The organism is Hafnia alvei (assembly GCF_900095695.1).
Taxonomy (GTDB): domain Bacteria; phylum Pseudomonadota; class Gammaproteobacteria; order Enterobacterales; family Enterobacteriaceae; genus Hafnia; species Hafnia alvei_B.
Genome location: NZ_FMIQ01000064.1, coordinates 1 through 24,679 on the forward strand (window position 1 = coordinate 1; position 24,679 = coordinate 24,679).

General features: G+C 48.3%; 22 protein-coding genes. 8 read left to right on the forward strand and 14 right to left on the reverse strand.

The genetic code is table 11. The annotated features are described in order from the left end of the window. Window positions 1-56: 56 nt before the first annotated feature. Together mobB and mobA are read right to left on the reverse strand one after the other, a co-directional pair. Window positions 57-569 carry a molybdopterin-guanine dinucleotide biosynthesis protein MobB gene (mobB, locus tag BN1044_RS17540; protein ID WP_072309762.1) on the reverse strand — a complete coding sequence of 171 codons (513 nt, stop codon included), beginning with the start codon at window positions 567-569 and terminating at the stop codon, window positions 57-59. After that, complete coding sequence (gene mobA, locus BN1044_RS17545; protein ID WP_072309763.1) at window positions 566-1,150, reverse strand: molybdenum cofactor guanylyltransferase MobA; 585 nt, start codon at window positions 1,148-1,150, stop codon at window positions 566-568. The genes mobB and mobA overlap by 4 nt, the downstream gene beginning before the upstream one ends. Window positions 1,151-1,316: 166 nt before the next feature. Between mobA and BN1044_RS17550 the strand changes: the two genes are divergently transcribed. From BN1044_RS17550 to dsbA, 3 genes are all read left to right on the forward strand, one after another. Beyond that, a complete protein-coding gene (locus tag BN1044_RS17550) occupies window positions 1,317-1,586 on the forward strand; it encodes a YihD family protein (RefSeq protein WP_072309764.1) in 270 nt (89 codons plus the stop codon). Between the two features lie 87 nt (window positions 1,587-1,673). After that, on the forward strand, window positions 1,674-2,660 hold the full coding sequence (locus BN1044_RS17555; RefSeq protein WP_072309765.1) for a serine/threonine protein kinase: 987 nt from the start codon (window positions 1,674-1,676) through the stop codon (window positions 2,658-2,660). 32 nt (window positions 2,661-2,692) lie between these two features. Further along, the gene (gene dsbA / locus BN1044_RS17560) at window positions 2,693-3,316 is read left to right on the forward strand and encodes a thiol:disulfide interchange protein DsbA (RefSeq protein ID WP_040044562.1); all 624 of its coding nucleotides are present in this window, start codon (window positions 2,693-2,695) and stop codon (window positions 3,314-3,316) included. A gap of 47 nt (window positions 3,317-3,363) precedes the next feature. Here dsbA and BN1044_RS17565 read toward each other — a convergent pair whose 3' ends face one another. After that, complete coding sequence (locus tag BN1044_RS17565; protein ID WP_072309766.1) at window positions 3,364-4,284, reverse strand: acyltransferase; 921 nt, start codon at window positions 4,282-4,284, stop codon at window positions 3,364-3,366. A gap of 457 nt (window positions 4,285-4,741) precedes the next feature. Here BN1044_RS17565 and polA point away from each other — a divergent pair, with 457 nt between their 5' ends. Together polA and BN1044_RS24320 are read left to right on the forward strand one after the other, a co-directional pair. Continuing rightward, complete coding sequence (gene polA / locus BN1044_RS17570) at window positions 4,742-7,546, forward strand: DNA polymerase I (RefSeq protein WP_072309767.1); 2,805 nt, start codon at window positions 4,742-4,744, stop codon at window positions 7,544-7,546. A gap of 164 nt (window positions 7,547-7,710) precedes the next feature. Then, a complete protein-coding gene (locus BN1044_RS24320; protein ID WP_071892919.1) occupies window positions 7,711-7,758 on the forward strand; it encodes a small protein SpfP in 48 nt (15 codons plus the stop codon). A gap of 98 nt (window positions 7,759-7,856) precedes the next feature. Here BN1044_RS24320 and yihA read toward each other — a convergent pair whose 3' ends face one another. Then, complete coding sequence (yihA, locus tag BN1044_RS17575; RefSeq protein ID WP_025799755.1) at window positions 7,857-8,510, reverse strand: ribosome biogenesis GTP-binding protein YihA/YsxC; 654 nt, start codon at window positions 8,508-8,510, stop codon at window positions 7,857-7,859. Window positions 8,511-9,261: 751 nt separating this feature from the next. Here yihA and yihI point away from each other — a divergent pair. Further along, window positions 9,262-9,801, forward strand: a complete 540-nt coding sequence (gene yihI, locus BN1044_RS17580; protein ID WP_072309768.1) for a Der GTPase-activating protein YihI — start codon at window positions 9,262-9,264, stop codon at window positions 9,799-9,801. A 182-nt stretch (window positions 9,802-9,983) separates the two neighbouring features. Continuing rightward, on the forward strand, window positions 9,984-11,357 hold the full coding sequence (gene hemN, locus BN1044_RS17590; protein ID WP_072309769.1) for an oxygen-independent coproporphyrinogen III oxidase: 1,374 nt from the start codon (window positions 9,984-9,986) through the stop codon (window positions 11,355-11,357). A 71-nt stretch (window positions 11,358-11,428) separates the two neighbouring features. On the opposite strand, the gene ghrB (BN1044_RS17595) is transcribed toward hemN, so the two are convergent. The 5 genes from ghrB (BN1044_RS17595) to BN1044_RS17620 form a co-directional block, all read right to left on the reverse strand. Then, window positions 11,429-12,403, reverse strand: coding sequence for a glyoxylate/hydroxypyruvate reductase GhrB (ghrB, locus tag BN1044_RS17595; RefSeq protein ID WP_072309770.1), 975 nt, complete (start codon window positions 12,401-12,403; stop codon window positions 11,429-11,431). A 4-nt stretch (window positions 12,404-12,407) separates the two neighbouring features. After that, on the reverse strand, window positions 12,408-13,703 hold the full coding sequence (locus BN1044_RS17600) for an MFS transporter (RefSeq protein ID WP_072309771.1): 1,296 nt from the start codon (window positions 13,701-13,703) through the stop codon (window positions 12,408-12,410). 70 nt (window positions 13,704-13,773) lie between these two features. After that, on the reverse strand, window positions 13,774-14,715 hold the full coding sequence (locus BN1044_RS17605; protein WP_072309772.1) for a sugar kinase: 942 nt from the start codon (window positions 14,713-14,715) through the stop codon (window positions 13,774-13,776). Window position 14,716: 1 nt separating this feature from the next. Next, window positions 14,717-15,469, reverse strand: a complete 753-nt coding sequence (locus BN1044_RS17610) for a sugar phosphate isomerase/epimerase family protein (RefSeq protein WP_072309773.1) — start codon at window positions 15,467-15,469, stop codon at window positions 14,717-14,719. 778 nt (window positions 15,470-16,247) lie between these two features. Then, window positions 16,248-17,906, reverse strand: a complete 1,659-nt coding sequence (locus BN1044_RS17620) for a putative transporter (protein ID WP_072309774.1) — start codon at window positions 17,904-17,906, stop codon at window positions 16,248-16,250. 367 nt (window positions 17,907-18,273) lie between these two features. Here BN1044_RS17620 and inaA point away from each other — a divergent pair, with 367 nt between their 5' ends. Then, complete coding sequence (gene inaA / locus BN1044_RS17625) at window positions 18,274-18,924, forward strand: lipopolysaccharide kinase InaA (protein WP_072309775.1); 651 nt, start codon at window positions 18,274-18,276, stop codon at window positions 18,922-18,924. A gap of 74 nt (window positions 18,925-18,998) precedes the next feature. On the opposite strand, the gene ghrB (BN1044_RS17630) is transcribed toward inaA, so the two are convergent. From ghrB (BN1044_RS17630) to glnA, 5 genes are all read right to left on the reverse strand, one after another. Next, entirely contained in the window at window positions 18,999-19,979 is a 981-nt protein-coding gene (gene ghrB / locus BN1044_RS17630; RefSeq protein WP_072309776.1) for a glyoxylate/hydroxypyruvate reductase GhrB, read from the reverse strand. 188 nt (window positions 19,980-20,167) lie between these two features. Further along, complete coding sequence (locus tag BN1044_RS23435; RefSeq protein ID WP_139130970.1) at window positions 20,168-20,290, reverse strand: YshB family small membrane protein; 123 nt, start codon at window positions 20,288-20,290, stop codon at window positions 20,168-20,170. Window positions 20,291-20,434: 144 nt separating this feature from the next. Then, the gene (gene glnG / locus BN1044_RS17635; RefSeq protein ID WP_072309777.1) at window positions 20,435-21,856 is read right to left on the reverse strand and encodes a nitrogen regulation protein NR(I); all 1,422 of its coding nucleotides are present in this window, start codon (window positions 21,854-21,856) and stop codon (window positions 20,435-20,437) included. Window positions 21,857-21,899: 43 nt separating this feature from the next. Then, window positions 21,900-22,961, reverse strand: coding sequence for a nitrogen regulation protein NR(II) (gene glnL / locus BN1044_RS17640; RefSeq protein WP_175421623.1), 1,062 nt, complete (start codon window positions 22,959-22,961; stop codon window positions 21,900-21,902). A 302-nt stretch (window positions 22,962-23,263) separates the two neighbouring features. Continuing rightward, the gene (gene glnA / locus BN1044_RS17645) at window positions 23,264-24,673 is read right to left on the reverse strand and encodes a glutamate--ammonia ligase (protein WP_072309779.1); all 1,410 of its coding nucleotides are present in this window, start codon (window positions 24,671-24,673) and stop codon (window positions 23,264-23,266) included. Window positions 24,674-24,679: the final 6 nt, after the last annotated feature.

Here is a 24,679-nt window from a genome sequence, read left to right on the forward strand (position 1 = left end):
TTTTATCAAATAAATAACCGCTAACGCGGCTATTTATTATTTTGTGTAGATCGATCTTACTGCTTTTCTAACCACTCTTCGATGAAATCTGCAATGTGTCCGATGTTATTAATATCTAACATAGGGATATTGCAGCTGATGTCTCCATCGCTTGCTAGCATCACCACGTGATCGTCAATTATTCCAGCAAAAGGCTTCCCAACTGATTCGCGATATAACGCGATCTTAGGAATAGGTTCATGCTTAAAGCCTTCAACCAAAATAAGGTCGCAGCGCGAGGGATCGATCTTCGAAGCCAGAAATTGCAAATCCAGCGGCTCTTCTTCTGGCGTTTCCGTCATCAGCGCCCATCGTTTATCACTTGCCACCAAGGTTTGCTCTGCTCCTGCTTTACGGAGCTCATAGCTATCTTTTCCCGGTGTATCAATATCCATATCATGGTGTGTGTGCTTAATAAGCGCGATCCTTATCCCTTTAGCATTCAGCAGCGGAATAAGCTTCTTCAATAATGTTGTTTTTCCTGTCCCGCTATAAGCGGCTATACCAAGCAAAGGTATGTTGTTCTTCATTTTTGTTCCTTTAGCTTCTGCTCGTAGCGCAAACACTCTTCGTATGTATTGAAATTAATAAAGCACTCTTCTGTGGGATACGTAACTCTTTGGGCTTCAAATTGTTCTAAAAATATCATTAATTTACGCTCGCCTCGTTCAAGATAATTCATCAGAGGTGAAATAAGGGAGCGGTGCAATAGCACAATTGTTGGATGTGCTCTGCTTCCATCAAATATGTATGCGGCCATTTTGTCTGCTTTAGATGTCCATAGGTGATGCACAATATCTGTTGGAATAAAAGGAACATCACATGGAGCAAACACAACCCATTCATGTTGGCTTTGTTGTAAGCCGCTTAGCATTCCTGCTAATGGTCCGGGATAATCATTAAGAACATCGGGGAATACGCTTAGCCCTGAACGTTGGTAAGTTGATATATTACGATTAGCATTGATGGACAGCCTTGTTACCTGGGGTGCCAGCGTTTCCTGCACATATTGATAGAGAGGCTTGCCATTGAGTAGAACGAGGCCTTTATCATTACCGCCCATTCTAGAGGCTCTTCCTCCAGCTAGAATTACGCCTTCGATGTCATGCATACAGGGTCTCTCTCTGTAACTAATAGCGTATTGTAACGTGCCTGCACCATACTTTCCTGCGCGTGTAATAGTTTGTAAAAAGTGAATGTTATACGTGCAGGGGCTATCTTTGGTAAATTAAGACTGATAATTTGTCTGCCCATTAAGCATCAGGGAGAAATACACAATGAAATGCCATCGCGTTAATGAACTTATTGAACTGATCCATCCAGCTTGGCAACAAGAACCTGATTTAAATCTGGTCCAATTTTTACAAAAACTTGCCGATGAAGCAGGATTTAAAGGCAATTTAGCTGACCTGACCGACGATATTCTCATTTATCACCTCAAGATGCGTAATAGCGCCAGCACTGAAGTTATCCCTGGTCTAAAGAAAGACTACGAGGAAGACTTTAAGACCGCTATTCTGCGCGCTAGAGGCGTAATTAAAGACTAATTTCAGACAAGATAGCGCATAAACAGCGCGGTAGGTCGATTTGATAATGTTATCATCTTGGTTTATTGCGCGAGTTCTGGCCTGACTATGACTAACCCAACTTTCAGTTTTCAAACACTTACGCCAGATCTTATTCTCGATGCTATCGAGAGTACGGGGATCCGTATTGATTCAGGTTTAACCGAACTCAATAGCTATGAGAACCGCGTCTTTCAACTGATGGATGAAGATCGTCAGCGTTACGTTGCGAAGTTCTACCGTCCAGAAAGATGGTCAGATAGCCAAATCGGCGAGGAACATAGCTTTGCTCGAGAGCTTCATGATAGCGAGATCCCTGTTGTCGCGCCGTTATCATTAAATGGGCAAACGCTTCATCATTTTGCTGGTTATGCATTTACCCTATTTCCAAGCGTGGGCGGCCGCGCATATGAAATCGACAATGACGATCAGCTTGAATGGGTTGGGCGTTATATGGCGCGTATCCATCAAGTTGGTCAGCAGAAGCTCTTTACCGAGCGACCAACCATGGGGTTGGATGAGTATCTCTATCAGCCAAGAGCGGTTTTAGAGCGTACTTCATTAATACCCATAAAGCTTAAGCCTGCGTTTCTTGCTTCTTTAGATTCATTGATTTCGGAAGTTGAGCAGTATTGGACGACCGACTGGGCGCCGGTACGACTACATGGTGATTGCCATCCCGGCAATATTCTATGGCGAGATGGCCCGCTGTTTGTTGACTTAGATGACGCGCGCAATGGTCCTGCGATCCAAGATTTATGGATGCTATTGCACGGTGAGCGCCAAGAGCAGCTTATCCAACTGGATATTTTGCTTGAAGCTTATGGCGAATTTGCTGATTTTGACTCTCAGCAGCTAAAACTAATAGAGCCTCTGCGTGCTATGCGTATGGTGCACTATTTGGCATGGGTTGCCCGTCGTTGGCAAGATCCTGCCTTTCCAAAGAGTTTTCCGTGGATGACCGATGAGAGTTTCTGGTTGAGACAAACATCTGCCTTCATGGAGCAGGTTAGGCTGTTACAAGCACCACCGTTGCAGCTAATGCCGATGTATTAAATCAAAAAACTTAAGACGATGGAGAAGTTCGCATGAAAAAGATTTGGTTGGCGTTAGTTGGGATCGCAATGGCATTTGGTGCCTCTGCGGCTCAATTTTCTGAAGGCGATCAGTATGTGAAGCTAGATAAAAGCATCACTAATGAGCCACAGGTTTTAGAGTTTTTCTCATTCTACTGCCCGCATTGCTATGAGTTCGAAGAGGTTTACCACGTTTCTGATGCAGTACGCAAAGGCCTGCCAGAAGGCGTGAAAATGACCAAGTATCACGTCGAATTCTTAGGTCCATTGGGCAAGCAGTTAACTCAAGCATGGGCTGTTGCAATGGCTCTGGGTGTTGAAGATAAAATCACTCAGCCAATGTTTGAAGCTGTGCAGAAAACCCAGAGCGTTCAGAGCCCTGAAGATATCCGTAACGTCTTCATTAAAGCGGGCGTTAGCGCTGCAGACTACGATGGCGCGTTGAACAGCTTCGTAGTGAAATCCTTGGTTGTACAACAAGAGAAAGCGGCTGAAGATCTACAACTGCGTGGCGTTCCTGCTATCTTCGTTAATGGCAAATATATGGTCAAAAACGATGGGCTGGATACCAGCTCAATGGATTCCTACGTTCAGCAATTCTCTCACGTTGTAAATTTCCTACTGAAACAGAAATAATCCGACGTTTGTCTCAGTAATAAAAAACCGGGCTTTTGCCCGGTTTTTTATTTATGTGGTGCTGCGTACACCTTTTTAAGGTGCTCGATGAGCCGATCTTTTTGCAGCCAAAGATTGTTCAACCAGAGCTGGAAGTGTCGTTTAAAGGCCTTATCGTTGAAATAGTCGCCGTGCATTTCCGCTGTGATAGGCAATGTTTCTACTCGGACGACAATTTTCTTCATTCGGCCACAGAGTAGATCTAAGAATGGACTGTGATTATTGTCGGGGTAGACCAGCGTAATATTTAATACACGATCAAACTGATTGCCCAATGCGCTAAGAGTGAATGCGATGCCTGCTGCTTTGGGGGGAAGCAAATTTCGATAAGGGGAGTGTGTTTTTACTCGTTTTTCTTCAGTGCTTCGCGAGCCTTCGACAAAATTAACAATAGTAGTTGGGCGCAGGCGAAATTTTTCGCAGGAACGACGTGTGGTTGCAATATCTTTGCCGCGCAATTCAGGATGCTTAAATAAATAGCTGCGTGAATAGCGTTTCATAAACGGCATATCCAGCGCCCAGCAGGCTAAGCCAACAAAGGGAACCCAAGCAAGCTGTTGCTTTAAAAAATACTTATTCATGGGAATGTGATTGCGCAATAGTACGCAGAGCACGACGATATCGGTCCAGCTTTTATGATTGCTGATGACCAAATACCAATTGTCTTTGCTCAGACCTTCTAAACCGTCTATCTCCCACTTTAATCCAACGTTAAGCTTCATCAGTATCGATAAACCTTGGCACCAGCACCACATCATGAAATCAGCGAAGCTTGAGATATAACGCCAAATAAAAGGGATGGGGAGGAGTAGTTTCATGATGCCAGCCATCGTAATCGGTATAGAACATAAAACTGTCACGAGGATGGTCAACGCCGTGGTTAACACAAATAGGATGGGTGATAGAACCAAGGCAATCAACGTAGGCATTAGCTTATTCGTGTAATAGCATTTGAGGAATCAAAGCGCGATTTTACCAGAAGGCTTATTGAACAACAGCATTTCGCCAGATATATGAAAGATAAATTCAAAAGTATTAGCGTAGTTGATTATTTAGACTAATCTGTATGAGTGCTAGCAGTAATATGAAAATAACGGTGACTAATTGAAATATTATCCACATCGCGAGGGTGTTGGCTATTTTATGTTCTGCTAGAGATTTTTACGTGTAAGTTATTTAAAAGACTAATGAAATTGTAAATAAAAGCAGGATAAGAACACCTATTATTAAAACCATGATCTTTTGTTCACAAACTTATCCACAATTTGATCGTTCAGATCTGAATACTTGATCGCATTACTTATCAAATCTCCCGCTAAAATTCGTCTCTTGTCTCGAGGTATGGCATCCTTACCTCTAAGTCCACCATCACGATAAAGACATACTATGGCCGAAATCCCTGAAAATCCCCTGATCCTAGTTGATGGATCCTCATACCTGTACCGTGCATACCATGCTTTTCCTCCGTTAACGAACCGTGCAGGAGAGCCAACAGGGGCAATGTATGGCGTGTTGAATATGCTGCGCAGCCTGATGCTGCAATATCAGCCGAGTCACGTCGCTGTGGTATTCGACGCCAAAGGAAAGACTTTCCGTGATGAGCTGTTCGCTGAATACAAATCACATCGTCCACCCATGCCAGATGACTTGCGTGAGCAAATAGAGCCGCTGCATAAAATGGTTCAGGCCGTTGGTTTGCCTCTTCTGGCCGTTTCTGGCGTCGAGGCTGATGATGTTATTGGTACGTTGGCGCAGGCAGCTGAAAAGGCGGGACGCCATGTATTGATTAGCACCGGCGATAAAGATATGGCGCAGCTTGTGACGCCAAGTATCACGTTGATCAACACGATGAATAACACCATTTTGGGGCCACAGGAAGTTTGCGAAAAATATGGTGTGCCGCCGGAGTTAATCATCGATTTCCTCGCCCTGATGGGGGATTCCTCGGATAACATCCCTGGCGTGCCCGGCGTTGGCGAAAAAACGGCTCAGGCGCTGTTACAAGGTATTGGCAGCCTAAAACAGATCTATAGCGATTTGGATAAAGTAGCGACGCTGAGTTTCCGCGGTGCCAAAACGATGGGCGCTAAACTGGAGCTGAATAAAGATAAGGCCGATCTTTCATACCTGCTGGCGACGATTAAAACTGATGTTGAGTTGGATATTACCTGCGACGATCTCCAGCTCAAGCCGATGGATACTGAACAGCTGCACGAGTTATTTAGCCGCTACGAGTTCAAACGCTGGTTAGAAGACGCTGAGGCTGGTTCTTGGCTCAGCGGTGAAAAGAAAGCACCAACGGCGCGCAAACCTGCAAAAGCTGACAGTGAGCCGCTGGCGGCGGCTGTGGTGGAAGAGGCTACGTCGGTTTTATCACAGGAAAATTACCAAACTATTCTGGATGAGTCAGCGCTGGATGATTTGATTACCAGCTTAAAATCAGCGAAGGTTTTTGCCTTCGATACTGAAACTGACTCTCTGGATGTCTTAACGACCAATCTGGTTGGTTTATCATTTGCAACTGCGCCGGGCGTCGCGGCTTATATTCCGGTCGGCCATGATTATCTCGATGCGCCAGATCAACTGAGCCGAGATACAGTCTTGGCGAAGCTAAAACCCCTGTTGGAAGATGACAATCTTCATAAAGTTGGGCAGAACCTAAAATACGATCAAGGCGTCATGGCGCGTTATGGCATTGAGCTAAAAGGCATTGCATTCGACACCATGCTGGAATCGTATGATCTCGACAGCGTTGCCGGTCGTCATGATATGGACAGCTTGGCAGAGCGCCACTTAAACCATAAAACCATAACGTTTGAAGAAATTGCGGGTAAAGGTAAATCTCAGCTGACCTTTAACCAGATTGCACTTGAGCAGGCAGCCCCTTATGCGGCTGAAGATGCCGATGTGACTTTGCAGCTACACCTCAAACTTTGGCCACAGCTGGAAAAAGAAGCGGGTTTGAAGAAAGTCTTCACCGATATTGATATGCCTTTGGTTCCGGTACTTTCACGTATGGAGCGAACCGGCGTACTGATCGATAGCCATATTTTGGGCAAGCATTCTCAGGAACTGGCTATCCGTTTGGATGAGCTGGAGAAGAAGGCCCATGAGGCTGCGGGAGAACCCTTCAACCTCTCCTCGCCAAAACAGCTACAGGCGATTTTATTCGAAAAGCAGAAGCTGCCTGTTGTGAAAAAAACGCCGGGTGGCGCGCCTTCAACAAATGAAGAGGTGCTGGCTGAATTAGCGGAGCAAGGCTTTGAACTGCCAACCATTATTTTGGAACACCGCGGTTTAGCGAAGTTAAAAAGCACGTACACGGACAAACTCCCGCAAATGATTAATGGTGCGACTGGTCGAGTCCATACGTCTTATCATCAAGCGGTTACCGCAACCGGACGGCTTTCCTCCAGCGATCCTAACCTGCAGAATATCCCAGTACGTAATGATGAAGGACGCCGGATCCGTCAGGCTTTCATTGCGCCACAGGGCTATAAAATTGTTGCGGCCGACTACTCTCAGATTGAATTACGCATCATGGCGCACTTGTCGGGTGACAAAGGCCTGCTGGCAGCGTTTGCCGCCGGTAAAGATATTCACCGTGCAACGGCGGCAGAAGTCTTTGGCCTAGCGCTTGAAGATGTCACCAGCGAACAACGCCGCAGTGCTAAAGCGATCAACTTTGGGCTGATTTATGGCATGAGTGCTTTTGGTTTGGCTCGTCAGCTGAATATTGCTCGTGGCGAAGCGCAGCGCTATATGGACCTCTATTTTGAGCGTTATCCTGGCGTGCTGGAATATATGGAGCGTACACGGCAGCAGGCGGCAGAGCAGGGATATGTAGAGACGCTAGATGGCCGTCGCCTCTATCTGCCGGAAATTCATTCCCGTAACGGTATGCGCCGTAAGGCGGCAGAACGCGCCGCGATCAACGCTCCGATGCAAGGAACCGCGGCTGATATTATCAAGCGTGCGATGATCGCCGTTGATGCATGGTTATTGGAACAGAAAGAACCTTTAGTTCGCATGATTATGCAGGTGCATGATGAATTGGTCTTTGAAGTTCATGAGTCCATCATCGATCAAACGGTTGAGAAAGTTCGTGAACTGATGGAGAAAAGCCTTGAGTTGGCGGTTCCGTTAAAAGTTGATGTGGGTACCGGTGAAAACTGGGATCAAGCTCACTAAGTGATGGTTAATTAACCTATTTATGTAATTTAACTACATAAAATTGCGTTCATAATGCCGTTTGCGCTGATTAATTGAACGTATTCTTGTAAGTTAGCTACAAAAAAGGGTTTTCCCCCGTCTGAAAATGTTGTAGAGTTACAGACGTAGGGTACAGAGGTAAGATGTTCTATCTTTCAGACCTTTTACTTCACGTAATCGGATTTGGCTGAATATTAGCCGCCCCAGTCTTTTATGACTGGGGCGTTTTTTTTTGTCCAAACCAAAAAAAGGCCGCCTCAGCGACCTTGTTCAATAAGATGTTAGGCAGCTATTCCCCGCCTTCTTCCTCATCTTCTTCAGACAGTGTTTCAGGCTCAATCTCACTGAACCACGTATTCAGTTTTTCACTCAGCTTATCGACGCCAAACTTCTTCAGTGAAGAAAACGCTTCAACCTGAATATCGCCCATAAACGGCAAAATAGCCTCACGCACCATATTTAGCTGAGCTTTGCGTGCACCGGATGCCAACTTATCGGCTTTGGTGAGCAACAGCATAACTGGCAGGTTAACGTCTACGGCCCATTGGATCATTTGCTGATCGAGATCTTTCAGCGGATGGCGGATATCCATCAACACCACCAATCCCTTCAGGCAGTTACGTTTTTGCAGGTATTCACCTAACGCTTTCTGCCATTTGCGTTTCATCTCTTCCGGAACTTCAGCATAACCATAGCCGGGTAAGTCAACCAGACGAATACCGTCGGTGACTTCAAACAGGTTAATCAGCTGAGTACGGCCTGGGGTTTTACTGGTACGTGCTAAGCCTTTTTGGTTGGTCAGCGTATTAAGTGCGCTGGATTTACCTGCGTTAGAGCGGCCAGCAAAGGCAACTTCAATTCCGGTATCGGCCGGCAGTGCGCGAATATCAGGGGCGCTGGTGACGAAGTGTGTCACATGATAGTTATAAGTTTTACGGTTCAAAACGTTCGTCTCCATTAAAGCATGGGGGTATCTGGTGGGGATTATAACTGCATCAGCCGCAAAGAGCGCATAAAACCGCTGTTTATCTGCTGTAAGCTCACGGCTTACAGCCGTGTAAGACATTGACCATTCGTTTTTCGGGCAATCACGTTTTCAGCTATAAGCCTGAATTTATTAAAGTAATAGATTCATATAATTACAAAACAACGTGATAAAGATCACATGAGAGCGGGCGTGCTAACCCATTGTGAAAGTAAGCCAATACTTTAAAGTATCTTTCAACGCCAAGGATAACGGCACGGAAAACTTCGTCAGGAAGACGAATCTCAGGGAACGCAAGAATGCGTAACGAGAGAAAGGATTCACGCTAAAGGAATTAGCGAAGATATACAGGATGTATATCGTAAAGGAAGACACAAACTCAGGATGAGTTTAGCGCTGGGATTGGCGCAACAAGGACAAGAGCCTCAGGAAGAGGATGCTAGGAGCAAAACGGCAAAGGGAAAAACCGGGACGTTGACTGCATTCAAGGATTGAATTGCGTGAATATCCTTCATTTGAAGGCTAGAATTAAGGCGACAGTTTAGGCTGTCGCCTTTTTTCTTTGTGTGCTTTCTGGTAGGGTGTGCGCATTGTCCGCCCCCTCAGCCTAAACGCCTGTTTTACGGGTGTCGGAGACTGGCGTATCAGGAATTAACCTGAGCTCGCTAATATTTCTCTACTCGATTTATCTCTCTGTGAGTACACGCTAATGAGTCCTGCCAATAAAACGCCGAAAGCTAAAACTTCAGCGCCAAAACAAAAACGAAAAACCCGTGTTGAGCTCGATCTGGAAGCTCGCGCCCGTAAGCGCCAGAAAAAGCACCGCGGTAACAAATCGGGTGGCCGTGCCAACCCAGAAGCTGCCAATAAAAAAACCGGTGATGCAGCTAAAGTTGTAGATCCGCGCATCGGCAGTAAAGTGCCTGTATCGCTGGTGGCAACAGAAGTGAAGAAGCCAAAAGCAAAAACGCCTAAACCGGAAGCGAAAAAACGACTGACGCCAGAAGAAGAGCTGACTCAGTTGGAAAACGATCCGCGTCTGGATGCGCTGCTGATCCGCCTCGATGATGGCGAAGATCTCAACCAAGAAGAGCAAAGCTACGTCGACAATATGTTGGACCGTATTGATGCGCTGATGGAAGAGCTAGGCATCGAGTTGGGCGACGAAGATGACGAAGTCGACGAAGAAGAGCCAAAAGAAGACATCGTTAAATTGCTCAAACGCGGTAACCCGAAAGACGTATTTTAATCGTCAATGGGGCTAATCCTAACAATAGCCTTACTGCTTACGTGTTATCTGTTGTGGTTATTAGGTAAACTATGGTGGCTGTCGCGGCGTAAACAACGCTGGCGACAAGCTGCCATGACCCGCCAGTTTTCACGGCTTCCTCGTCACCGGTCTGGCAGACGAAATCATCGGAAGGAGTAAGCATGTCGGAACAGGCAATTGTCTGGGATCTGGCCCTGATTCAAAAATATAATTATTCTGGGCCGCGTTACACCTCATACCCTACTGCATTAGAATTCAGCGAAAGCTTCACCGACACTGAATTTGCGAATGCTGTAGCTCGTTATCCTGAACGTGCGCTTTCGCTTTACGTTCATATCCCGTTTTGCCACAAGCTGTGTTACTTCTGCGGCTGCAATAAGATCGTTACTCGCCAAACACATAAGGCGGATGAATATCTTGATAAGCTGGCATTTGAAATCCGCCAACGTGCACCGATGTTTGTGGGGCGAAAAGTCTCCCAATTACATTGGGGCGGTGGTACGCCAACTTATTTAGATAAAAACCAGATTTCACGCTTAATGCACATGCTGCGCGATGCCTTTGATTTTCTGCCGGATGCAGAAATTTCAATTGAGGTCGATCCGCGTGAAATTGAGCTGGATGTGCTCGACCACCTACGCCAAGAAGGTTTCAACCGCCTCAGTATGGGCGTGCAGGACTTCAACAAAGAAGTTCAGAAACTGGTGAATCGTGAGCAAGACGAACAGTTCATCTTCGATTTGATTAATCGGGCTAAAGCGATCGGTTTTACCTCAACGAATATCGATCTTATTTACGGCTTACCAAAGCAAACGCCAGAGAGTTTTAGCTATACGCTGCAAAAAGTGGCTGAGCTCAATCCTGACCGTTTGAGCGTATTTAACTATGCGCATATGCCGAAGCTATTTGCCGCGCAGCGCAAAATCAAAGACGAAGATCTGCCATCGGCAGACAGCAAGCTGTCTATTCTGCAAGAAACTATCGCGATGCTAACGGGTTCTGGCTATCAGTTTATCGGCATGGACCATTTTGCTCATGCTAATGATGAATTGGCGGTGGCTCAGCGTGAAGGCAAATTGCACCGTAACTTCCAAGGCTATACCACGCAGGGCGATAGCGATCTTCTGGGATTGGGCGTTTCCGCGATAAGCATGATCGGGGATAGCTATGCGCAGAATCGCAAAGTGCTGAAAGAGTATTACGCCGACGTACAAGACCATGGTCACGCGCTTTGGCGTGGGCTTTCCATGACTGAAGATGACTGTTTGCGCCGTGATGTGATTAAAAATCTCATCTGCAATTTCCGCTTAGACTATTCCCAAGTTGAGAGCCAATACGCGATTGTGTTTGCCGATTACTTCGCCGATGACTTAAAACTGCTGGCACCTTTGGTCGACGATGGGCTGGTGGAAATCACGTCAACCAGCATTGAAGTGACTCCGCGCGGTCGTTTGCTGATCCGTAATATTTGCATGTGCTTTGACATCTATCTGCGTAAGCAGGCGAGAATGCAGCAGTTTTCGCGGGTAATCTAAAAGGTGTATGTCTTGGTAGGAAAAGCCGATGTGGCTGGGCCTACCAAGACTTGAACTGAAGATCGAAGTCGTTACTTCAACAAATGTGCATTCACACTGTTTTCTGTTACTTCCCCCGTTAATGCCGTGATCAGGTTATCTACCGCGCAGGCCGCCATGTTATAGCGGGTTTCTTCCGTTGCTGAGCCGATGTGAGGCAGTGCAACAACGTTAGGTAACAGCAGTAACTCTGAATCAGCAGGCAATGGCTCCACTTCGAACACATCTAACCCCGCAGCGCGAATCGTACCGTTTTTTAACGCTTCAATTAATGCCGCTTGATCGACAATTTTGCCGCGCGCGCCGTTGATCAAAATAGCGCTGGATTTCATTTTAGCTAAACGTTCAGCGTTGATGAGCTTATGCGTTTGTTCACTGTAAGGCAGCGTAATACAGACGAAGTCAGACTGAGTGAGCAATTCATCCAGTTCGCAGCGACGAGCATTAAACTCCTCTTCCACCTGCGTATTGGGGCGATCGTTCCAGTACAAAACATTCATGCCAAAACCCGCGTGGGCTCGACGCGCCAGCGCTGCACCGATACGCCCCATGCCCAAAATACCTATCGTTTTATGGTGAACGTCGACGCCATAGCTATCGTTGCCGATGCTGCGCGTCCATTTTCCGGCTTTCACCATTTCTGCCATTTCCAAAGTGCGGCGTGCGGTCATCAGAATCAGCGTAAACACGGTATCTGCAGTAGTTTCGGTGAGCACAGTTGGCGTGTGCATCAACACAATTTTACGCTGTGTCAGATCGGCTACGTCGAACTGATCGTAGCCAACTGAAATAGTTGAGATCGCTTTTAGCTTGGGCGCATGGTCTAGCAACTCAGCGCGCACCGGTACGCTTGCGCCAATCATGCCATCGGCATTTTTAAGCGCGGCGATAACTTCTGCGCGGTTAGTCTCATTGATTCCATCAAAGAATCGGACATCAAAATGGTCTTCTAATCGCTGTAGCAAATCAGAGGGTATTTTTTTATACAGAACAATGGATTGCTTCATAAAACTATTTCCCCTGAGCGACGGCTGAAGTGGGTTTAACGGTGGCTTTTTTTTGCGTATCTGATGGCTTAACAATGAGCGTTAAGCCAACGGCGACCAGTAGCGCACCGGCCATAAATACGTAGGACGCAGCTGGAGAGCCGGTAGAACCATTCAGATAACCCACAAACCACGAGCCAAAGAAAGAACCCAACGCACCCATGCTGTTAATTAAGGCCATTGCGCCACCGGAAACGTTACGTGGCAGCATTTCAGGGATAATGGCGAAGAATGGGCCATAAGGTGCATACATCGCTGCGCCTGCGATAACCAACAGCGCGTAAGACCACCAGAAGTGATTTGCGCCAACGAGATAAGAACCGATAAAGGCCAGTGCGCCGATCAACAGCAGCGGCCATACGAACAGTTTACGGTTTTGCATTTTGTCGGATGCCCAAGACACCACGATCATCGCAATGGTTGCGGCCAAATAAGGCACTGCCGACAGCCAGCCAGCTTCCACCATTCCCATATCAGAACCGTGGCGCAGAATCGAAGGTAGCCACAGTACAAAGCCGTACACGCCGATGCTCCATGCAAAATACTGAGCACACAGGATAATGACGTTACGCGAGCGGAAAGCTTCACTGTAGTTACGTACGGCCTTAATGCCCTGTTGTTCTTCAAGCAGTTTGGCCTGTAGCGCGGCTTTTTCAGATTCACTTAACCAGCCAACTTGTTCAGGTTTATCTTTAACCAGCACCCACCAACAGAATGCCCAAATCACCGCTGGGAAGCCTTCGATGATGAACATTTCGCGCCAGCCATAGGCATGAATTAAATAGCCAGAAACCACAGACATCCACAGAACAGTGACCGGATTACCTAAAATTAAAAAGGTATTGGCTCTTGAACGCTCCGCCTTGGTAAACCAGTTACTGATGTAAATAAGCATGGCGGGCATAACCGCCGCTTCGACCACGCCAAGTGCGAAGCGAATAGCCGTCAGCGCAGGGATATTGCTGACTAAACCGGTTAACGTGGCGCACATGCCCCATAGGATCAGGCACCAAAATACCAGTTTACGTACGCTGCGGCGTTCGGCGTAAATGGCTCCAGGGATCTGGAAGAAAAAATAGCCGAGGAAAAATAGGGCGCCCAGTAGAGAGGCCATTCCTTTGGTGATGCCAAGATCTTCATTAATCCCAGCAGCGGAGGCAAAGCTGAAGTTCGCGCGATCAAGATAAGCCATGCTATAGGTGATAAAAATCACCGGCATGATGTACCACCAGCGCTTCGGGGCAATCGTTGATTTGCTCATGGTTATAATCCTTCAGTGTGGTTCAGATACATCCTTGGGATGTAGGGCCCAGAGGTGGATGTGTTATTTATTATTCGCCGAGCTCGGCACGGGTTGGTAAGCCTTCGCTGTCCCCAATCGCCTGCACCGCTAGCGCACCAATTTTGTTACCGCGCATAACGGCATCCGGTAGCGCTTTTCCTTCAAGTAATGCACTGATAACACCGACGGCAAAACCATCACCCGCGCCAACGGTGTCAATCACGTTCTCAACGCGCACGGCGGCAACGTGCTGCTGCTGGCCGTCTGCGGTTTTAAACCAAGCACCATCTGGCCCAAGTTTGATGACGACGGCTTTTACGCCGCGGCTAAGATAGAAATCAGCAATCTCTTCCGGTGTTTGTTTGCCTGTGAGGATTTGCCCTTCTTTCAGACCCGGTAATACCCAATCGGCTTGGAAAGCTAAAGCATTCAGCTTTTCACACATCACCTGCTGGCTTGGCCATAGCACAGGGCGCAAATTAGGGTCGAAAGAGATGGTTTTGCCCATCGCGCGCATTTCTTGCGCCGCGTGGTTGGCGAGAGCCAAAGAATCAGCGGAAAGCGCTGCGGCAACGCCGCTTAGGTGAAGGTGGCGGGCCTGAGAGAAATAGGCCCGATCGAAATCGTGAACAGAAAGGTGGCTGGCTGCCGATCCTTTGCGGAAATACTCTACCTTGGGATCGGTTCCATTTTCGGCTTTAGATTTCAGCTGAAAACCCGTTGGGAAGCGCTCATCAACTGTAACGCACTGATGATTTATTCCCTCTTGCTGTAGCGTCGCGAGCGTAAAACGGCCAAAAGAGTCGTTTCCTACACGGCTAACCCAGCCCACGTTCATTCCGAGGCGTGATAAACCAATAGATACGTTCAGCTCAGCGCCAGCGATACGTTTGGTAAACTGCATAGCCTGATCCAGTTCACCGGTTTCATTGGCGACGAACATGGTCATTGCTTCGCCATAGGTGATCACGTCTAACGGTGAAGTTTTCATATTAGTCTGCTCTCAATAAATTAACGTAGTGGCGGGTTACTGAGGTTAAGTCATCGCCTTCTAATGGGAATTCAATGCCGCGCATTGCCTGATGAGGAAGCTTAGCCAGTAAGGGTTTCCAGCGACCGTCGCTATTATCTAATTCCACCGCACACCAGCCTTGAGGCCGTTTTTCTGCGGCTTTCACATGTACGTAATGCACCATGTGCGCTAGCTTTTGCGCTGCACTATGCGCGTCTTCGTCTACCCAGTCCCAGTTCGCCATATCGAAGGTCATGCGTATTGGGGAATGGCAATCTTGTACCGCGGCAAAGAACGCGTTTAACGGTGATAAAATGCCGCAGTCTGGTGTTTGATCGTTTTCAACGACGAGTTGCACTTGGCGCTTGCTGAGCAAGGCGTTTAGTTCAGTAATGTCATAGCCTGGCTGATAATGCCCCAGAGAGAATTTCACCGTGCTAGCGTTGAGCTCGGCGGCTTCTCGTAAACGATTTTCGAGCTGTGGATTGAGTGAACCATCGAGGGCAAATAATCCTTCCGGTACTGAATAGACGGCGAAAAGCTGGTGGTCAGCAATTTGACGAGCTAAATGGCCTAAGGTGTTCAGTTCTGATTCGGATAATAGCTCTCGGCGGATTTCAACGCCGTTGGCACCTGATTCGGCGATAATCGGCAGTAAATTAGCTTGTCCGCCTAGCTTTTTGATGTTGTCCCACCCGTAAGCGGCGGTCACAACGACGATATCTCTTTTCATATTCACTCCAATGATGGTCACTTCATCATCAATTCAATAATGCCAAGATATTTGGAACCGGTTCCATAAAAAAGCGAAATAATGAGGATGTATGACAGTTGTCACATATTGGTTTGGGGGGAATTCAGAAGTGTGATCGGGGTGGGATTGTCATTGCAAAATGTAAGCTTAATTCAGTGCATAAATGGCTGCTTATGGAGTATGCCCTTGCGGTGTAAGGTTTCGACCGCCTATCCGGTTCGGCATTTACATATAGCTTCCGTCGAAGGCGTCCGAGTCGGGTGCGCCAGCGCACGCACCCAACACCCGCGCGCTTTTATCCGAGACGCCATCTCCGCTCCGGTTTGGTATCGCCCATCCAGGGCGCCCCAAACTCCGTCACGACATCCCTGTCGTGCCGGCTCTTCCTACCAAGACTTAAACAATTAAAAGAGAGAAATAGAAAGATAAGAAGATAAAAATGTCTTTTGTCTTTTCCTGTTGAAAAAATGCATTTTAGAGCCGCCAGCAGGGATGCTGGTGGCAGGTCGAGGGCGCACAGGACGTGCGCTCTGAGACCGGTCGGCCAAACGGCTCGGTAAAAAGCGCGCGAGTTGAGAGTCCCCGCGCAACGGGACTCTCATCGGACGCCTACGCCAGCGGCTTCATAGAAATGCAAATGCTCACAGGCGTTCGAAACCTTACGTATATCTATAATATTTAGATTGTCTTGTATGAACTTCAGTACAAACATACTCGGCGTTCGAAACCTTACGTATATCTAAAATAAAAAGAGTCCCTACATTGCCCAAAAAATCACCGCCAGCAGCTGTGGTGACATAATCCTTAAGAACATCGCGAGTGGATAAACAGTCGCATATGACAGCGCCGCTGCGCCGCTAGTTGGATGTAGTCCGTTGGCGAAAGCAAGGGCTGGAGGATCGGTCATCGAGCCAGCCAGCATGCCGCAGATTGTTAGATAGTTCATTTTCGCCATAGTGCGAGCGAGGATCCCCGCAGTGAGCAGTGGAATCGCGGTAATTAAAATTCCATAGCCAATCCACGACAAACCATCACCATTAAGCAATGTATCGACGAAATTTCCACCAGACTTCAGACCAACAACGGATAAAAACAGCACGATGCCGAGTTCGCGCAGGGCAAGATTGGCGCTAGGTGGCATAAACCAATACAGCTTACCAATACTGCCGATACGGCCCAAAATAAGCGCGACCACCAATGGACCACCTGCCAAGCCTAATTTCAATGCGGCAGGGAATCCGGGGATGAAAAGGGGAATGGAACCGAGTAATACACCGAGCCCAATGCCGATAAACACCGGCAGCATTTGAACTTGTTGCAGCTTCTGCTGGGCGTTGCCGACGATATCTGCCACGCGATCGATAGATTCCGGTCTTCCCACCAGATTCAAGATATCGCCAAACTGCAGACTTGCATTGCTGCTAGCGACCAACTCAACGCCGGAGCGGTTAAGGCGAGATATCACCACGTCATATTTCTGTTTTAAATTCAGATCGCGGATTTTTTTACCCAATACCTTCTCGTTCGTCACCACAACTCGGCTCACTTGAAGTGCCGTACCGCGTGTAGACAGTGATGTATCGACCTGATCGCCGATGACTAAGCGCGCGTTTTCTAAATCCTGCTTTTGTCCAACCAGATGGATAAGGTCGCCTAATTCCAGCACCGTATCGGGCAATGGCACCATCAGATGTTCGCCGCGTTTTAAGCGTGAACAGACGATTTCATCGCTGTTGATAATAGGAATGCTATGAATCGGCATCCCCGCCAGATTGGGGTTACGCACCGAGATGTTCATGGTTTGCAGCAGCTCATGCTGCAAACCATTTTTAGCGTCAAAATCTCTGGCCTCTGCATCTACGCTAATGCGAAATATTAAGCGTAGCAGCCACATAACCAGCAAAATTCCACATATTCCAAACGGGTAGGCCATGGCATACCCCATCCCCATTTTATCGACCAGCGCGGGATCGGAACCTAAATCAGTCAGAATTTGCTGCCCGGCGCCAAGCGCAGGAGTATTGGTTACTGCGCCTGAAAACACACCAAGGATCACCGGAAGAGGAACATCAAACAGCTTGTGGATGAGCGCCGTCACGATGCCGCTTAGCACTACCATCAGAACAGCAAAGCCGTTAAGCCTGAGACCTGAAACGCGTAATGAGGAGAAGAAACCGGGCCCAACCTGAATTCCGATGGTGTACACGAATAAAATTAGGCCGAATTCTTGGATAAAATGCAGCATATCGCCGTTGAGATCGAGAGCGTACATCTGAGCAAAATGGCCTACGATAATTCCGCCAAAAAGCACGCCCCCGATGCCTAAGCCAACACCATAAATGCGCCAATTGCCGATCCACAAACCCAGCACAGCAACGAGCGCCAGCAGACTAACCGTAAGGGCGATATCGCTCATCGTACACATCCTTGATTCTACTGCTAATAAAAGGCGGCATCGAACTCGCTCGCCGTTGATCAATGGTTAACGTCTAACTGCTTACAATTACTGTGGATTCTCGCAAAAGCAAGCATGCACATCTGTGGCGTAAGCCACATAACCGCAGTCATTGTGAAACGATTCACCTATTGCGTTTGTGAATTGGATGTTTTATCGCCAGCTCAAATCATTGCGATGATGCAGCAATACGCAGACGTGCGCTCTTTAAGATAATCTTACTACTAGTTTAAGTGGTTATTATTACCGTGCATGTGTATTTTTTTCGTTCGATTTAAATTGAATAAGCAACGGTCTGCGCGAATGGATTTTCACACGAGGGGTTGATATGGCATCACGAGCAGAATTAGACGAGTTTCAGCGTTGGTGGGATACAGAAGGCGATTGGGTTGAAGAGCCTAATGAACGTCGCAAAGGTATGAGCGGCGTTCAGCGCATTGAACGTAATGGTAAAACGCTTTATGTAAAACGTCAGGTGATGCACCTATTCCACTCTCTGCGTTATCCATTTGGGCGTCCAACAATTGTGCGCGAAATTCAGGTGATCAACGAACTCTCTGCGGCAGGCGTGATTGTCCCCAAAATCGTATACGGTAAAGCGCTGCAAATTAATGGCGAATGGCGTGCCCTACTCGTGACGGAAGATATGAAGGATTTTGTTTGTATCGGTGATTGGTATACACAGAAACAGAATCAAGCCTGTGAGCCTGACGTGATGAATGAATTGCTCAAGCAGATTGCCGTTGCCTTTAAAAAAATGCATAGCGTAAATCGGCAGCATGGTTGCTGTTACGTCCGGCATATTTATGTGAAAAGTCGCGGAGACGTTCAGGCTGGTTTTTTAGATCTTGAAAAGAGTCGCCGCCGTTGGGTGAGAGAGAAAGCGGTGCGCCATGATTTTAAACAGCTAGAGAAATACTTAGAACCGATCCCGCCTGAAGATTGGCAGCGTGTCAAAGAGCACTACTATTCTTTATAACGTATTCTTTAACATGCGTCCTATTCTCCGCTGAAACATGGGCAGGTTGTCCTGCCCATCACCGGTTTATATTTCTAGTTTTTGACCGCAATCTGAGGATTGACGCAGTTTTCCTTCACCGTGCCGTTTAACGCAGCAATCAGATTATCGACGGCGCATTCTGCCATGCCGTAGCGGGTTTCATGAGTGGCTGAGCCAATATGCGGTGCTAAAACCACATTTTTGAGTTTCATCAGTTCTGAGTCATGCGGCAATGGCTCGCGTTCAAACACATCTAAGCCTGCCGCGAGAATAGAGCCATCTTTCAGCGCCTCAACTAAGGCATCTTCATCAATGACAGGCCCGCGACCTGCATTGATCAAAATCGCACTTTTTTTCATTTTGTCTAACTGTGCACGCCCAATCATATGGTGAGTTTGTGACGTGAGCGGCAGCGTTATGCAAACAAAATCGGATTGGGCGAGTAGCGTATCTAAATCGCAATGTTGCGCCTGATATTTTTGATTCGCCTCTGGGTTTGGGGTGCGAGTGTTATAAAGCACTTTCATACCAAAACCAAAGTGAGCGCGCTGCGCCAGCGCCATACCAATGCGCCCCATGCCAAGAATACCCACGGTTTTGTGGTGAACGTCCGTTCCGTAATAATCGGCTCCAAGGCTATCATTCCAGTGCCCGTCACGGATCCATGCATCTAATTCTGGAATGCGGCGCGCAGTTGCTAGCATCAGTCCCATCAACGTATCCGCGACGGTTTCCGTTAACACGGTGGGTGTATGCATCAGCAAGATGTTACGTCGCGTCATCTCGTCGACGTCAAAATTATCGTAGCCGACTGAAATGGTTGAAGCCGCCCGAAGTTTAGGCGCTTGCGCCAGTAGGTCAGCGTCAATACGTCCGCCAGAACCGATTAACCCTTCTGCGTTTTTTAGTGCCTGTAAAAATGCAGGGTAGGTTTGATGAGATAGCTCGTCAAAGGCGGTCACGCTGAAGTGTTCGTCGAGCTTTTGGCGCAGGTCAGCGGGTAGCGTTTTATAGAGAACGATGGCAGGTTTCATGTTTGCTCCTAAGAGATAGGCGTCAGGATTGGCTGATAATTCAGGCTCTTTCATTTCAGCATAACAGCGAAAGATGCAAACAGGGTTCTGAATTGGGTCTTAATCGCGATGAGTTTTAAGGATTCTGCCAACAAAAAAGGGCGTTGCTAGAACAACGCCCTTTCTCATGAGAGGGGGGAGTGAACGGGTTAACCTAAAAAACTCAGCAAAGCGGCACATAGCACGGCGGCAAATGCAGTCTGCGATGAGTGTCCGGCGGCGGTGGCGAGCTCTGCACCCTGCGAGATCAAGCTCAGTAGCGAATCGATCATCATAACCTCCAAAAACGGTGCCGATGATCATACCGATCCGCGGTGTACTGTTAAAGATCGGCATAGCCGTTTTTTTGTGCGCTAGATTGTATTTTTATTAACCAACCACGGCGCATTAACAAACCTCTAATGATCGGCTAACGATTACTCCATTCCCAACTCTTTTAGCTTACGTGTCAGGGTATTGCGCCCCCAGCCGAGCAGTCGTGCCGCTTCTTGTTTATGACCATGGGTGTGACGCAGCGCGGTCGTCAGCAGAATGCGCTCCATCTCTGGTTGAGCTTCAGACAACAGGTCCTGATGGCCAGACCGCAAGGCATGCTCTGCCCACTGAGCTAAAAGTGCAGACCAGTGATCGGGAGAGACGGTTCCGCTGGTGGATTCCGGTGCGCTGGTTTCAAATAGTTCGCTTGGCAAATCTTGAACCAGCAACTCTTGTCCAGCGGCCATAACGGTAAGCCAACGGCAGGTGTTTTCTAGCTGACGAACGTTGCCCGGCCACGGAAGACGTGTGAGCGCCAACTCGGTATCAGGGTGAAGAATTTTGGCTTCAACGCCTAATTCGGTGGCAGCCACTTTCAAAAAGTAACGCGCGAGGCGAGGGATATCTTCACGGCGCTCGCGCAATGGAGGCAAGTGCACGCGAATAACGTTGAGGCGGTGGAATAAATCCTCACGGAATTTCCCTTCCTGCACCCGTTGCTCAAGGTTTTGATGCGTTGCAGCAATAATGCGTACATCGACTTTGACTGGAGCATATCCGCCAACGCGATAAAACTGACCATCGGCTAACACGCGCAGCAGGCGGGTTTGGACATCCAGCGGCATATCTCCGATTTCATCTAGAAACAGTGTGCCGCCGTCTGCCTGTTCAAAACGACCCTGACGAATTTGATTCGCGCCGGTAAAGGCCCCTTTTTCGTGGCCAAACAGCTCTGACTCAATCAGATCTTTAGGGATAGCAGCCATATTCAGCGCAATAAACGGTGCTTTTCCGCGTGGGCTATGGCGATGTAGCGCGTGCGCGACCAACTCTTTACCCGTACCTGATTCACCGTTAATCAATACGCTGATTGAAGAGCGAGAAAGTCGGCCGATAATGCGAAAGACATCCTGCATCGCCGGTGCTTCACCGATAATATCCGCTGCCGGATCGTTAATGGGTTCGCTGCGTGCGGGATGCTGCTGTTCTTGATAGTGGCTGATTGCACGCTCGACAAGGGCGACCGCTTCATCAATATCAAAAGGCTTAGGCAAGTAATCAAAAGCGCCTTGCTGATAAGCGCTGACCGCGGCATCCAAGTCTGAATGTGCGGTCATTATGATGACCGGAAGCATAGGATGGCGCTGTTTTATCTGCTTAAGTAAAGCTAAGCCATCCATGCCAGGCATGCGGATATCGGATAACAAAACGTCCGGCGTTTGGCTGGCTAAGGCATCCAGTACCTCATTTCCGTTCTCAAACGTGACGCAGCGCAGACCCGCGCCGGTCAGTGCACGTTCCAGCACCCAGCGGATGGAACTGTCATCATCAACGATCCAGACGATTCCCTGTTGCGTTGTCATAATCACCTCTGTTTACGGAAGGCCGCTTAGTGAATGTTGTGAATTACTTGCGAATAGGCAGATAAACCGAAAATTCGGTATGCCCCGGCCAACTATTAAATTCAATTTTACCCTGATGCTGGTCGATGAGATTTCTGGCAATCGACAGGCCGAGTCCGGTACCGCCTTCGCGGCCACTGACCATCGGATAAAACAGGGTATCGTGCAGATGGGCGGGGATCCCCGGACCATCATCTTCAATATCAATGCGCGCCGCTAAACGATAACGTTCGCCATGCAGCGTGAGCTGAAATGCGGTTCGCGTGCGCAAGGTAATCGTACCACCCGCGTTTCCAAGCGCTTGGAGCGCATTGCGGGTGATATTTAGCAGCACTTGTTCAATCTGTTCTGGATCGTGCTCAAGCTCCGGCAGGCTCGGATCATAATCCCGAACCAGCGTGACGTTGTTGGGGCATTCGAGCGAAACCAGCTGGCAAACGCGTTCTGCCACCTGATGAATACTTTGTGTGACGTGTTGACCGGGGCGCTGTGGGCCTAATAGACGATCGACCAAATTTCTCAGGCGGTCTGCCTGCTCGATGATGACCTTGGTGTATTCGGTCAGCGAAGGATCGGGCAATGCTTTGGCTAATAGCTGCGCCGCGCCGCGTAACCCGCCGAGCGGGTTTTTAATCTCATGAGCCAGCCCACGCACTAAATCGCGGGCGGCAACCTGCTGTGCATGCTGGAGCTGCTCTTGGCTTAGGCGGCGCTGGCTATCCATTGGTGAGAGCTCCAACAGGATAAAGTCATCACTCATGGGTTGTGCCGTAAGCGCCATAATGTGGGCATGACCATCGATAACCAGCGTGACTTCATTATCGGTAAACCCCTGTCCGGCGTGCAGGCTATCGTGCATCAGGCGAATATTCAGCGAGAAGTAGCCTAATAAGTCTGGGAGTGGAGTGCCGAATAATTTGCGCGAGCTTTGGGCCAACAGCTGTTGCGCGGCAGGATTGGCGTAATGAATCGCCAGATTGCGATCGAGCAATAATACGCAGGTAATCAGAGAATTGAGAATTTGCCCGGGATCAGGCTGTTTGCGTGCGGTTTGCGCATCGGTCATGGATTGGTCGGCCATACTGCGGGCTCCTGCACTGTTTTGGTGCAAATTAGATAAATGCACTTTAGCATGCTTTCAAAACCGTGGGATTTGGCGAGTAAAAAAAATTTCTCTGCTGGTGCCCATCAGTTAGGTGCTCAAAAAAAGTGGAGAAAAAAACCCATCCGAAGATGGGTATAAAGTTTCCACGGCAACAAAAAATCGACGAACCAATTTGAATCTTTTAGCGGCACACCATAAGGCGTGCCAAGCGTATGAGCGTGTTTTAAGACGCTGGTTTTAAACGCCGGATTTAAACGCCGGATTTAAACGCTGTAGTACAGTTCAAACTCAACAGGATGTGGGGTCATGCGCACACGTTCCATCTCTTCCTGACGCAGTTTGATGTAAGCATCGATCGCGTCGTTAGTGAACACACCACCGCGGGTCAAGAATTCACGGTCAGCATCCAGACAGGCCAGCGCTTCGTCCAGAGAACCCGCAACGGTAGGGATCTCTTTCGCTTCTTCTGGTGGCAGATCGTACAGGTTCTTATCCATAGCATCGCCAGGATGGATTTTGTTCGCAATACCGTCCAAGCCTGCCATCAACAGTGCAGCGAAGCACAGGTATGGGTTAGCCGCTGGATCTGGGAAGCGAACTTCAATGCGGCGTCCTTTCGGGCTGGCGATAACTGGAATACGGATAGAAGCAGAACGGTTACGGGCAGAGTAAGCCAGCATAACTGGAGCTTCGTAGCCAGGGACCAAACGCTTGTAGGAGTTAGTCGTTGGGTTTGCCAGCGCATTAATCGCTTTAGCATGTTTGATTACGCCGCCAATGTAGTACAGCGCCATTTCAGACAGGCCAGCGTATTTGTCGCCTGCGAACAGGTTAGTCCCGTTCTTAGACAGAGACATATGGCAGTGCATACCAGAACCATTATCGCCAAACATTGGTTTTGGCATAAAGGTGGCTGTTTTGCCGAATGCGTGAGCCACGTTGTGAACCACGTATTTGTAAATCTGAATTTCGTCAGCTTTTTTGGTCATGGTATTGAAGCGGGTTGCCACTTCGTTCTGACCGGCTGTTGCAACTTCATGGTGATGAGCTTCAACCACCAAACCCATGTCTTCCATGGTTAGACACATGGTAGAACGGATATCCTGTGAAGAATCGACAGGAGGCACTGGGAAATAGCCGCCTTTCACCGCTGGACGATGGCCTTTGTTGCCGCCTTCGTATTTGGTGCTGGAGTTCCATGCGCCTTCGATATCGTCAATAGCTACGTGGGAGCCACGAATGCTGCTGCCAAAACGAATGTCATCGAACAGGAAGAATTCTGGTTCAGGCCCAAACAGAACGGTATCTGCGATGCCTGAAGCGCGCAGGTAATCTTCTGCACGTTTAGAGATGGAGCGCGGGTCGCGGTCGTAGCCCTGCATGGTGCCTGGCTCAAGAATGTCGCAACGGATAATCAGAGTCGGTTCTTCAAAGAACGGATCCAGAACCGCAGTGCTTGCATCTGGCATCAGCACCATGTCGGATTCGTTGATACCTTTCCAGCCGCCGATAGAGGAGCCGTCAAACATTTTACCTTCTTCGAAGAAGTCGGCATTGACTTGATGAGCAGGGATCGTAACGTGCTGTTCTTTACCTTTCGTATCAGTAAAACGCAGGTCTACGAATTTGACTTCATGCTCATTCAGCATTGTTAATACGTGTTCAGCGGACATACTCTA

What these genes read in the sequence shown, in the direction of transcription:
- glnL (WP_175421623.1), bottom strand. Translation starts at nt 22,961, where the DNA reads ATGACCGATGCGCAAACCGCACGCAAACAGCCTGATCCCGGGCAAATT.
- yihI (WP_072309768.1), top strand. Translation starts at nt 9,262, where the DNA reads ATGAGTCCTGCCAATAAAACGCCGAAAGCTAAAACTTCAGCGCCAAAA.
- BN1044_RS17600 (WP_072309771.1), bottom strand. Translation starts at nt 13,703, where the DNA reads ATGAGCAAATCAACGATTGCCCCGAAGCGCTGGTGGTACATCATGCCG.
- ghrB (WP_072309776.1), bottom strand. Translation starts at nt 19,979, where the DNA reads ATGAAACCTGCCATCGTTCTCTATAAAACGCTACCCGCTGACCTGCGC.
- BN1044_RS17610 (WP_072309773.1), bottom strand. Translation starts at nt 15,469, where the DNA reads ATGAAAAGAGATATCGTCGTTGTGACCGCCGCTTACGGGTGGGACAAC.
- ghrB (WP_072309770.1), bottom strand. Translation starts at nt 12,403, where the DNA reads ATGAAGCAATCCATTGTTCTGTATAAAAAAATACCCTCTGATTTGCTA.
- inaA (WP_072309775.1), top strand. Translation starts at nt 18,274, where the DNA reads ATGGCATCACGAGCAGAATTAGACGAGTTTCAGCGTTGGTGGGATACA.
- mobB (WP_072309762.1), bottom strand. Translation starts at nt 569, where the DNA reads ATGAAGAACAACATACCTTTGCTTGGTATAGCCGCTTATAGCGGGACA.
- polA (WP_072309767.1), top strand. Translation starts at nt 4,742, where the DNA reads ATGGCCGAAATCCCTGAAAATCCCCTGATCCTAGTTGATGGATCCTCA.
- hemN (WP_072309769.1), top strand. Translation starts at nt 9,984, where the DNA reads ATGTCGGAACAGGCAATTGTCTGGGATCTGGCCCTGATTCAAAAATAT.
- BN1044_RS17555 (WP_072309765.1), top strand. Translation starts at nt 1,674, where the DNA reads ATGACTAACCCAACTTTCAGTTTTCAAACACTTACGCCAGATCTTATT.
- glnG (WP_072309777.1), bottom strand. Translation starts at nt 21,856, where the DNA reads ATGACAACGCAACAGGGAATCGTCTGGATCGTTGATGATGACAGTTCC.
- BN1044_RS17550 (WP_072309764.1), top strand. Translation starts at nt 1,317, where the DNA reads ATGAAATGCCATCGCGTTAATGAACTTATTGAACTGATCCATCCAGCT.
- BN1044_RS17605 (WP_072309772.1), bottom strand. Translation starts at nt 14,715, where the DNA reads ATGAAAACTTCACCGTTAGACGTGATCACCTATGGCGAAGCAATGACC.
- glnA (WP_072309779.1), bottom strand. Translation starts at nt 24,673, where the DNA reads ATGTCCGCTGAACACGTATTAACAATGCTGAATGAGCATGAAGTCAAA.
- BN1044_RS17620 (WP_072309774.1), bottom strand. Translation starts at nt 17,906, where the DNA reads ATGAGCGATATCGCCCTTACGGTTAGTCTGCTGGCGCTCGTTGCTGTG.
- mobA (WP_072309763.1), bottom strand. Translation starts at nt 1,150, where the DNA reads ATGCATGACATCGAAGGCGTAATTCTAGCTGGAGGAAGAGCCTCTAGA.
- BN1044_RS23435 (WP_139130970.1), bottom strand. Translation starts at nt 20,290, where the DNA reads ATGATCGATTCGCTACTGAGCTTGATCTCGCAGGGTGCAGAGCTCGCC.
- BN1044_RS17565 (WP_072309766.1), bottom strand. Translation starts at nt 4,284, where the DNA reads ATGCCTACGTTGATTGCCTTGGTTCTATCACCCATCCTATTTGTGTTA.
- dsbA (WP_040044562.1), top strand. Translation starts at nt 2,693, where the DNA reads ATGAAAAAGATTTGGTTGGCGTTAGTTGGGATCGCAATGGCATTTGGT.